The 9703-nt window shown below is 64.9% G+C and carries 15 protein-coding genes; 3 read left to right on the forward strand and 12 right to left on the reverse strand.

Features of this window, described 5'->3' with window-relative positions:
- Position 1: 1 nt before the first annotated feature.
- From ACWDS7_RS11390 to ACWDS7_RS11430, 9 genes are all read right to left on the reverse strand, one after another.
- Positions 2-964 carry a hypothetical protein gene (locus tag ACWDS7_RS11390; RefSeq protein WP_451929173.1) on the reverse strand — a complete coding sequence of 321 codons (963 nt, stop codon included), beginning with the start codon at positions 962-964 and terminating at the stop codon, positions 2-4.
- A 72-nt stretch (positions 965-1036) separates the two neighbouring features.
- A complete protein-coding gene (locus ACWDS7_RS11395) occupies positions 1037-1504 on the reverse strand; it encodes a Pycsar system effector family protein (protein WP_451929174.1) in 468 nt (155 codons plus the stop codon).
- Positions 1501-1701 carry a hypothetical protein gene (locus ACWDS7_RS11400; RefSeq protein WP_451929175.1) on the reverse strand — a complete coding sequence of 67 codons (201 nt, stop codon included), beginning with the start codon at positions 1699-1701 and terminating at the stop codon, positions 1501-1503. The genes ACWDS7_RS11395 and ACWDS7_RS11400 overlap by 4 nt, the downstream gene beginning before the upstream one ends.
- 21 nt (positions 1702-1722) lie before the next feature.
- Entirely contained in the window at positions 1723-1893 is a 171-nt protein-coding gene (locus tag ACWDS7_RS11405) for a hypothetical protein (protein WP_451929176.1), read from the reverse strand.
- A 3-nt stretch (positions 1894-1896) separates the two neighbouring features.
- Positions 1897-2235, reverse strand: coding sequence for a WhiB family transcriptional regulator (locus ACWDS7_RS11410; protein ID WP_451929177.1), 339 nt, complete (start codon positions 2233-2235; stop codon positions 1897-1899).
- Positions 2236-2442: 207 nt separating this feature from the next.
- Positions 2443-2598 carry a hypothetical protein gene (locus ACWDS7_RS11415; RefSeq protein ID WP_362790064.1) on the reverse strand — a complete coding sequence of 52 codons (156 nt, stop codon included), beginning with the start codon at positions 2596-2598 and terminating at the stop codon, positions 2443-2445.
- A gap of 123 nt (positions 2599-2721) precedes the next feature.
- Complete coding sequence (locus ACWDS7_RS11420) at positions 2722-3123, reverse strand: RapZ C-terminal domain-containing protein (protein ID WP_451929178.1); 402 nt, start codon at positions 3121-3123, stop codon at positions 2722-2724.
- A 329-nt stretch (positions 3124-3452) separates the two neighbouring features.
- Positions 3453-3611 carry a hypothetical protein gene (locus ACWDS7_RS11425; RefSeq protein ID WP_451929179.1) on the reverse strand — a complete coding sequence of 53 codons (159 nt, stop codon included), beginning with the start codon at positions 3609-3611 and terminating at the stop codon, positions 3453-3455.
- A gap of 77 nt (positions 3612-3688) precedes the next feature.
- Positions 3689-3859 carry a hypothetical protein gene (locus ACWDS7_RS11430; protein ID WP_451929180.1) on the reverse strand — a complete coding sequence of 57 codons (171 nt, stop codon included), beginning with the start codon at positions 3857-3859 and terminating at the stop codon, positions 3689-3691.
- A gap of 334 nt (positions 3860-4193) precedes the next feature.
- On the opposite strand from ACWDS7_RS11430, the gene ACWDS7_RS11435 reads away from it, so the two are divergent.
- The gene (locus ACWDS7_RS11435) at positions 4194-5555 is read left to right on the forward strand and encodes a hypothetical protein (RefSeq protein WP_451929181.1); all 1362 of its coding nucleotides are present in this window, start codon (positions 4194-4196) and stop codon (positions 5553-5555) included.
- On the opposite strand, the gene ACWDS7_RS11440 is transcribed toward ACWDS7_RS11435, so the two are convergent.
- From ACWDS7_RS11440 to ACWDS7_RS11450, 3 genes are all read right to left on the reverse strand, one after another.
- A complete protein-coding gene (locus tag ACWDS7_RS11440; protein WP_451929182.1) occupies positions 5552-6460 on the reverse strand; it encodes a phosphotransferase in 909 nt (302 codons plus the stop codon). The two genes, ACWDS7_RS11435 and ACWDS7_RS11440, sit on opposite strands and share 4 nt — an antisense overlap.
- Positions 6461-6500: 40 nt before the next feature.
- Entirely contained in the window at positions 6501-7181 is a 681-nt protein-coding gene (locus ACWDS7_RS11445; protein WP_451929183.1) for a GntR family transcriptional regulator, read from the reverse strand.
- Between the two features lie 168 nt (positions 7182-7349).
- The gene (locus ACWDS7_RS11450; RefSeq protein WP_451929184.1) at positions 7350-8054 is read right to left on the reverse strand and encodes a TIGR02391 family protein; all 705 of its coding nucleotides are present in this window, start codon (positions 8052-8054) and stop codon (positions 7350-7352) included.
- A gap of 545 nt (positions 8055-8599) precedes the next feature.
- Here ACWDS7_RS11450 and ACWDS7_RS11455 point away from each other — a divergent pair.
- Together ACWDS7_RS11455 and sepF are read left to right on the forward strand one after the other, a co-directional pair.
- Entirely contained in the window at positions 8600-9070 is a 471-nt protein-coding gene (locus ACWDS7_RS11455) for a hypothetical protein (protein ID WP_451929185.1), read from the forward strand.
- A gap of 451 nt (positions 9071-9521) precedes the next feature.
- Positions 9522-9703: cell division protein SepF (gene sepF, locus ACWDS7_RS11460; RefSeq protein WP_451929186.1), on the forward strand; the 182-nt coding region annotated here is incomplete at its 3' end.

Genomic DNA, 9703 nt, shown 5'->3' on the forward strand with positions numbered 1-9703 from the left:
GTCACGTCGCCTCCTTGACGAGGGCGTCGCGCACAGCGCGGGCGGTGTCCATACCGCAGCGCAGCGTCCGCTGAATCCGGGTCGCGCTGGGGGCCTCGGGCAACTCTCCGGCGTCGATCAGGTCCTGCACCCGGGCCGCCAGGACGGCGATGTCCGCTCCGCCCGGGGCGGCGTTCGCCCAGTACGTAGGACCAGTAGGGGCACCGGTAGGGCGCTCGTGATCCAGCCCGGCGAACGCGCCCAGGACGATGGGCAGAGCGATGACGATGGCCACCGCGATGGACGGGCCGAGGATGTGCAGCACGATCCCGGAGACCGTGAACGCCTTGCCTTGCGGCAGGGACCAGGGCAGGTACGGCCAGACGTTCATGCCGAACGTCAGCGCCAGGAACACCCCCTCGATCCGCACCAGGGTACGCGAGACGATCGGCTGGCCACGGGTGGCGAGGTAGGCACGGGCGCCGACGACGAACAGCAACGCCATGCTCATGAACGGCTCGACCAGCCAGGCGAACACCCACGACGGCGACCACAGGGCGGCGCCCTCGGCGGCGAAGTGCTGCACACCGGCCGTCGACCAGGCCAGCGCCAGGGTCAGCGAGACCATCGCGACGCATACCAGCAGCCGTAGCATCCGCGCGGCCTGCCAGGCACGCATGGCCGGGTCTTGGGCCAGCTCGTGCAGCCGGGACGCCTCACGGGCGGCCTTGCGGCGCTTGCGGACCTTGGGCGTGTCCAGCAGTAGTGGTGCGTCGTCGTCCTGGAGGACGGCGAGGTGGTGTGCTTCGGTGACCTCGGCGCGCAGCCGCCGCACGCGCTTGGTCTCGCCTCCGGCCACTACCGGTGGCACAGCCGGGTGAGCCGGGGTGGGCGGGGCCTGCTCGGTCAGGTGGCGCTCCAGTTCGGCCAGGCCGCGCGCCACCTCGTCCGGGGAGGGTTCCGGGGTAGGGGTCGTGTTCGTCATGGGTGATCAGGTCCTTTCGAGGTCAAGCGGTGACGAACAGTCGGCAGTGGAGAGGGTCATGGTCTGCTCCCCTCAGCGCTGGCCCAGCGGCAGCGCGATGGCCAGGGCGGCAACTGCGGCGATCAGCAGCCACACCGCGACGCGGATGATGCGGTATTTGGCGCGGGCCAGCCGCGACAGCCGCCACACATCGGCGGCCAGCCGTCCGGCGGCCTCGCCGTCGTCGCCGGTCGACAGTTCGGCCAGCAGCGCGGCAGGGGAGGCGGCGCGGGCGTGAGCGACGAACCCGGTACCGCCCCGGCGCGGGATGCGGGGCATGACTGCGCTCAGCACAGTGGCCGCCGCGATGGCGAACAGGGCGCCCGCGATCAGACGCAGAACGTGCGCGGCACCGGTCAGGGCAGGGGTGGCGGCGACGGTGAGCGCGAGTCCGCCGGCGGCCAGCGACACCAGCAGACCGCACTTGGCATCCACCCGCGCCAGCTCACCACGGACGGAGGCCGCGTCCTGCTGGAGGGCTTGAACGGCGCGGGACGTCACACCTCACCCGCCAGGAGTTTGCGCACGCACGCGTCGGCGTAGCGCTGATCCTGCTCGGCCACGCGCTGAGCGGTGATGCGATCCATGGACAGCAGAGCGCCGGTGATGGGGTCGCTGTCGGCGATCGCGGAGGCTTCGGCGGCGCTGTACTTGGCCTTGCGCGCCGATTCCTGCAAGTTCTTACGCTTGCTGGTCATGACTGTGGTTCCTTTGCTGGTCTAGAGGCTGGACTGGGAACGGGCCAGGGTGCGGCAGGCTCCACAGCGGGCCACGTGGCGGGCGCCGTGGGAGCGGCACAGCTCCTCTTGGCCGCGCGCCGTGCGGCAGCGCGGGCAGGAGGTCGCGATGGTGTGCTCGTGCGTGCAGTCGAGGCACAGGAAGCGGCTCATGAGTTAGGCCACCTCAGTCCGCTGCTCGGCCCAGCCGAGCATGGTCAGCAGATCGGACGCGGGGATGCCGGCCCATACTCCGCTGTCGGGGCGAACCTCCAGCGCGCGGGCCAGGCACAACGCCCGGACGGGGCACTCGGCGCAGACCTCGCGGGCCACCTGCTCGCGGGCGGCGCGTTCGTCGGCGCTCTCGTCGGTGAAGGCGTCGGGGCCGGTGTGCAGCTCGGGGTCCGCATCGCACAGCGCGCCCTCGGCCAGCCGGCGCGGCATGCCATCGGTGATGGCCATCAGCAGCGACAGGGCCGGGTGCGCGACGGGAAGCCGGACGGCGGGGGCGCTCATCGGGCGGCCTTCTTCGACTTACAGATCGGGCAGGGATAGAGGCCGGAGCCAGGGTTCCAAATCTGGCCGTTGCGGCAGTCCGACGTGCAGCAGTCGGACTTGGCCGGGATGGACAGGCAGGTCATGATGGTGGTGCTCCTTCGTGGGAGTTGAGGGGCGGCCCGTGTCTTGGCCGATGGGGGCCGCCCCGAGGATGATTCGCAGGGATCAGCGCAGTTCCCCGCGCCGCTTCAGCTCGTCTAAGGCGAGGTCGATGCCCTCGTGGCGGAGGTCGGCCGTTCCGTTGGTGGACTTGGCGGCCTGGGTGATCCAGTTCTTGATGTCCTTGGTGCTGTCGAGGAGGAACAGTCCCTCGCGGTCCATGTCCTTGGTCCCTTCGGTGTCTTTCGGGAGGATGGGTACCGGCTGATTGGCCGGAGTGCCCCGGCGGGGAGTCGAACCCTGCCTTGCGACCATCGGGGCTGAAAGCTGCCGATCCGCAGGCCGTCAGCGCTGAACGACGGGCTTGTCCAGGTCACGGTGGTGCAGGGCGACGGTGAGCCCGCTCTCGCGCAGCCGGTCGGCGAGGTGGTAGGCGAAGACGGGGGCGCGGTGCCGGCCACCGGCGCAGCCATCGGCCACGGTCACCGTTCCGGCGCTCGGACCGTGGAGAAACGCGGTCACCGCGGCGGCGGTGGCCTCCAGCAGATCCGCGATGCCCGGTGTGCCCAGCACCGTGGTGCGGACCGGCTCGTCGTGAGCGGTCATGTAGCGCAGTTCAGGCGTGACGTGCGGGTCCTTGAAGTGCTGGCGCAAGTCGATGGTCAGATGCGCGGCGGGCGGCTCACCGTGCAGGTAGCCGAAGGACTCGATGTGGACCTGTACATCACCGGTGTGGGCGGTTGTCATGGTGGTGCTCCTTCGCTGGAGTTGAGGGGTGGCCCGTGTCTTGGCCGATGGGGGCCGCCCCTGCGACGTGATTGGCGAAGCTGGCTGCTCCGGGCACCCGCCCGACCCGTGAGGCTGGGCGGGTGCCTGCGACGTCAGATCGCTTGGTGGGAGTGGGTTACCGGCGTTTCATGGAGGTCTGCAGACCGCACCCGCCCGCAGCAGGGGAGTGCGTCACCTTCCCGCCAGCGTCCGCCGTGCTCTTAGCGACCCGGCCGGGCTGCCCGCATCCGTCGCACTTGATCTCTACTGTCTGGATCTTGCTCATGTTGATCTCCGTTGCGGTGGGTCTAGCTGCGGGTCTTGTTGCTGATCAGGGCGCCGCCGGGCACCTGGATCGCGGTGGTGCCGTTGGTGTCGCGGTGCTTCAGGTGCAGGTCGTCGGTGCGCTCGCACCGGAACGTCTCGTAGGTGTCGGTGATGAACTGCGTGCCGCACTTGTCGGCCATGACGGCTCCCCGTGGTGGATGGCGTGGAGCGGACGCTCCGGACACACGCCCGGATGAGCCGGGCGCGATCCGCAACGTCAGCCGAGACCGCCGGCGAAGGTCACCAGCGCGTCAGCCACCGTCATCAGGCCGTTGAAAGCGGCCGTCGCGACGTCTGCGGCCTTGGCCGGGTCGCGGACGATGAAGAACAGCGCCACGACCGTGAGCAGGAACGGGACGAAACGGTGGGTCTTCGGGGTGGGGAGCATCGCAGTGCCCTTTCGGCCGGAACCTGCTGTACAGGTTCTAAGAGATATGGAACATGTACAGCCGCGGAGAGTCAAGGCTTGGGGCTTGGCTTCTTTGGGATTCCGCCGTGCGGGGCCTTGGTCTCTGTGACTGACTCCAGAGAACCGCAGGGCAAGGGGCTGAGGGCAGCGTGATCGCGGGGGTGCTCAGTTGCTCAGGGGGTGATTTTCGGGGGTGATTTATCCCCTGAGCTGGACGAACAAGATCTATGGATTCGGGCGAAGAGCTGGTCGAGCGGCCTTGACGCGGGTCATCCTGACCTTGACCGCATGATCGGAGGTGAGGATGTCCCGGATGCCTAACCTCGTGCTGGCCGAAGCCATGCGCCGGGCTGACTGCTCGAATAAGGGACTCGCGTCAAGGGTCCAGCTCGTTGCACAGGAGGAGGGTGTGACCCTCCGGTGTACGCACGTGGACGTCAAGCGCTGGCTTGAGGGAGTCCAGCCACGGCCTGCGACAGCGAAGTTCATAGCGGAAGCGCTCAGCCGCAAAGCCGGTGTGAGGTTCTCTCTGGAGGACATCGGCATGGGCGGGGTGCTCACACCGACGGCCCTGGAGCGGGGGCTTGAGTACGCCGACGCCGTGCCCGAGGTCGGTTCCCGGCTGCTCGGGCTCACCCGCAGGGATCTGGTGGACGATCCGCTTGCCGTAGAGGCTGCCGTCGTGCCCTCTGCGTGGACGCAACCGCTTCTGACGTGGCTGCTGTCGAGACCCGAACCGCTGCCGGCGGGGAGCGGCATGCAGGTCAATGTGGGGGAGTCCGATGTCCGGGCCGTTCGCATGACCACTCAGCTCTTCATGAAGCTGGACTTCCAGTTCGGCGGCGGTCATGCTCGCGCGGCCCTGGCGCAGTACTACGTCCGCGATGTGAGCCCGCTCCTGGAAGGAAAGTTCACCGAACCCGTTGGGCGAGAGCTGTTCTCCGCTGCTGCTGAGGTTGCTCAACTTCTCGGCTGGACGGCTTACGACCTGGGACGTCACGGGCTTGCTCAGCGCTACATGATCCAGGCGCTCCGCCTCGCCCAGGCCGCGGGTGATCGCATGCTCGGGGGGCGGCTACTCGGCAACATGAGCCACCAGGCGAACTATCTGGGGAACTTCCAGCAGGCGATACAGCTTGCCAGAGCAGCGCAGGAGGGCTCGAAAGGGGTCGCTAGCGGCACCACCATGGCGAGCTTTCTTGCAATGGAAGCGAGAGCCCATGCGGGGAACGGCGACGATGCGGCATGCTCCCAGGCGCTTCGCGAGGCTGAAAAGCTCTTCGAGAGCCGGAACGTTGCCGACGATCCCGAGTGGATCAGTTACTTCGATGACGCTGAACTAGCAGGAGAGGGAGCCCACTGTTTCCGGGATCTACGGAAACCGCTTATCGCGCAAGAATTCGTCGGTCGCTGCCTCGAACTCACCGATCCCGTTTACGCTCGCACCCTCGCGTTCATCCGTCTGGTGCAGGCGGCTACGTATGTCCACCAGGGGGAGCCGTGCCAAGCCGCTGCCCTGGCTACCGAAGCTGTTGAGCTTGCCGGTTCTCTCAAGTCGATGCGCTATCTCCGGTACGTCTCCGATCTCTGCGCCGATCTGAAGGAATACCAAGGAAACCGCGAAGTCGAGAGCTTTCGGGAACTGGTAAGCGGCAAGTACCCGTCGATCGCCTAGAACGGCGTCCACGAGCGCGGTGCCTCATCATCGTGAAGTGAGGCGAAGCGCATCCTGAACTCCTGGGCAACCCTTTCACTCTCATTTACGTTCTGCATGAGCCAGGTGGTCATCTTCAGCTCGTTGATCGAGCGGAGTACGGGGAATCCTTCCCATGAAATGACATCGAAGCCGTAGGTATCGGCGAAGCTCTCATACTCTTCGGCGGTGTGCCAGCCGATGAGGCGTTCTGTCGCGGTGACTGCCAAATCCGTTTCTGGCGGACCGAAGGCGAACCGCTCGAAGTCGATGAGCAAGACTGTGCCGTCGAGGGCAACGATCAGGTTCTGCTGATGAGCATCCCCATGCACCGCGCACGGAGCCAATGGGTAGCGGAGGCTCTCGTACTTCTCGCGCAGTTCGATGAGACGGGCCGTAAGGAACTCATGGTCCTGATCCGAGAGTGCCTCTGCCTTAGCGATGCGCTCGGAAACGCGGCCGAAGATGTCGAACTCGGGCAGAGGAAGATCCGGAGGGACCGGGAGGTTGTGGAGCCGCCGGAGAATTTGGGCAAGGTCTCTCACGCTTGCCTTACCGCCGTTATTTTCGATCAGGCGCCAGAAAGTGACCGGCCTACCTCGGATCATCAGGGGCTGCTCGTAGTCCGCAGGCTCTGCCGCTGGTAGACCTGACTCGCGCAGCCATTCGGCAACGGCGACTTCTTTCCTCGCATCGGGAAGGACCTCGGCGCTACGGGCAATTCTGACGATCACTTTCTCTGCTGAGAGCTGGAATATGGCGTTCTCTCCCAGGCGGAGGAGTGCTGCGTCTTCTGCGTGGAGACCGATTTTTCGGCATGCTGAATCGAGAGTTTCGCGTGCTTCGGAGGCGGTGAAGGGCAGGGCGGTTGCCTGTGACTCGTCCAATGGAGCCTGCCTATTCGTTGAGCGGTTCACGGTCTATCACTTATTGAGGAGAGCGGGTGACGATTCGTCCAACCCCTCTTTTGCTCTCTACGATTCCCTCTGATTCCAGCAGGGCTATGGCACGTCTTACGGTAACTCGTGCTACGCCGTACTGCTCAGCAAGCGCGGATTCTCCGGGAATGCGCGACTCTCTTGGGAAGTCTCCCGCAAGAATCGCTTTCCGGATGGACTCCGCAACCTCATCAGTCCGGGTCAGCGCGCCCTGCACGTCACCCACGAACCAACCCTTACCGTGAACCGCTGTGATCCGCCCTTCGGCGGCCAGCATCTGGAGTGCCTGACGTGCGGTTCCCTTGGATACTCCGTGTTGCTCAGCCAGTGTCATCTCTCGGGGGAGCCGACTGCCCTGTGAGAGCTTGCCACTGGCGATGTCCTGACGTAGAGCCGCGGCTATGGTCTCGTACCGCGTCGAGGGGGAAGAGGGCTCACCGGACGCCCCACCGATGACGCGTCGGCCCCTGCCCATCTCGCTTACTACCAGGCCCAGGCGCTCCAGTTCGGCGACTGCCTGTCGAACGGTGCCCCGGGCAACGCCGTACGTCCGCACAAGGACGGCGTCGGAACCCAGCATGCCGCCCGGCGGCGGGTCGCCGGCCTGAATCCGGGCGCGGAGGTCATCCGCGATTCGGAGGTAAGCGGGCTGCTCGTTGCTCTGACTCATCGTGCTCCCTTGCTGAGGAACATTGCCCTCCAGGCTACGACGGTAAGCGCTGGCGCTCACCGCGGTCCGGGTGGGTGAGCCGAACCGTACGATCGAGGTTTCCACCTCGTCAGGAGTGGGTCGGCAGCGAGGCCCGTCATCACTCGCCTCACGTGCCAGCCCAGGGAGTCAAGCAGTTTCGACCTGGCATGTATCTATCCATCGCGCTAACACGCTGAATGCCGCCAGATACTCCAAGGCTTCTTGCTCGTCCCAATCAAGTGTGTGTTGGTGAACGGCGACGTTTCGAATCCCGGTGAAGCATCCTGAGGCAAACGCAACCGCCCCTTCCTGACGGCTTCTCCAAGTCTCGGTATTTCGGTCCCCAGGGAATCTAAAGCGTGGCGCTCCGGGTCTTGGGTCTTCTCGCGTAAAGCCTTGCTTTAAAAGGTTTCCCTCGGAGATGTCTTTTCTTCCTAGCTTCGCCTGGGCATGAGCACTGATCGCTCTTGCTGCCTGCTCTACCGCTTCTCGATGATGGCCAGCATCCCAAAACGTAGAAGCGGCATCCCATACCCATGGGTGGAGTTGCGATGCATGAATTGACGGACCTTTGGGTCCTAGGTTTTCCTCGACCTCTCGGAGATCCAGTAGCATGCCAAGTGCAACATTTGCATGTTGCCTTACTTCCCATCGGTTGTCCCAGCTGTAACGCGCTACTAATTCCGGATCCAGGCGCTGCATAATGGTATGGGCTGTTGGCGATAAACGGAGAACGAGCTGCTCTGCTTCCTCGGTGGCCTGGTGATTGGTGTTGGCATATGCGAATTTATCAAGCGTAAGAAGTGCGTTACAGTAAGCTTCTAAACGTTCAATGCACCACTCGATGTTCATGGCATGAAGCGTAACTTTAACTTCCTCTCCGCACACAGGAATCAGGTAAGACGTCTCATGTGGGGCACTTCGCCCCTGGGATGGGTGGCGCTGCGGTATCACCGTCGATGGTGCAAGCGCTCAGCCGGTCGCTGGGCCATCTGCGGCGGCTGCAAGGCCGACCGTCAGCGGCAGACCTGGCTTGGTGGCGTATGGCTGATCGCTACCCAAGTGCCTGCACCTCTACCGGTGAGGACTGGGCTCCCTGGGGAGGGCATCACCTTGGAGTGCTACCCCGTTGACAGTGTTGACAGCGTTGACGCAGCCTGCTTTTCAGGCAGGTCAGAGCCTATTCCTGAGTGCGGAAGGGAGCGTTGACAGGTGTTGACGGCCGTTGACATTAACCCGGGGCTCTCGGTTTGTGTCAACGGCCGTCAACGCCTGTCAACACCCCGATGGACAGGCCGTTCAAGCGCTTGACGTGCTCGGATGAGGGTCTGTGTCAACGCTGTCAACGCTGTCAACGGGGGCGTGACGGGAAGCGGCTACGCGTTTAACGTGAGTTGGTGAAGCTTCCCTGGATCGAACGACTCCGTGCGTGGCGTACGGCCAAGCTCGCCGAGATCGACGCGAATCCCTACGGGGTTCCTCCTCGCCCGCGCTTCTCTCGCCTGACGCTCACGGTGGTCATCGGGGCGGTCTGGGTGATCTGGCTTCCCTGGGCTTTCAGGGTCGCCGCCGGCTATGACGATTTGGCCTCCTACACAGGGCCTATCTGCATGGGTTGCCTCCTCATGGTCCTGGTCGGCCTGGGCTGGCTACCGCTCGACGGCGTGGGGTGGGCTCTTTGGGTGGCGTTCGGCTTCGCGGTGGTCGCCATGGCGGTCCTCGGGTGGGAAGGCGGATACCGGGTGGGCGGGCCAGTCCTCGCGGTGGTCGTCGCGGCTCACGGCGCGGTGGTGGCATGGGCTGTTCCGCTGTTGTGGCGGCACGGTCGGGCCGACTGGCACGAGCGCAGGCAAGCGGGGCCGGATTAGGCGATCACGGCGGAAACGGGGCCACTCAGACGGCCGTAGGGGGCCGTTCGGACGTGGGTCGTACTCATCGGATGCGCAGGATTTCGATCGCCGCATAGAGGCGCTGAACCTTGGTCATGCTGAATACGTGTTGAGATCTCTGCAAGGATCGGCATCCATGCAGCTCAGCGCGTTTTCGCGGCGGGTCTGTAAAACCGTCGGCTCAGCCTACGCAGGTTCAAGTCCTGCACCTGCCACACCAGCAGAAAGAGGCCCCTCACCAGCGAGAACGCGGTGAGGGGCCTTCTTCGTTCTCTGCCTCTGAGTCCCCGTGATTCCCCGCTGTCTCCCGTGTGATCTGGCACGCCTGCGGCATGCTGATCAAGACTGTGACCGCTTCCTCGGCGGAATCGCTCCCTGTGTGTACGTCATGGGCCCTTGATGTTCCCGGCGGCTCAGGAAGACTGGTGTCGTGATACTTGAGACAGTGCGCCCCCGCGACTACAGCGACGTCCGACATGTGGGGCAGTACTTCCGCGAGGGCATTCCGGTCGTAATGGATCTCACGGCGGTGGCGGACGAGGAGGCAGTACAGTTCGTGGACTTCGCTGCGGGTCTCATCTGCGGGCGGCGTGGTGACATGGAGCGTCTGAG

Source organism: Streptosporangium sp. NPDC003464, assembly GCF_053588315.1.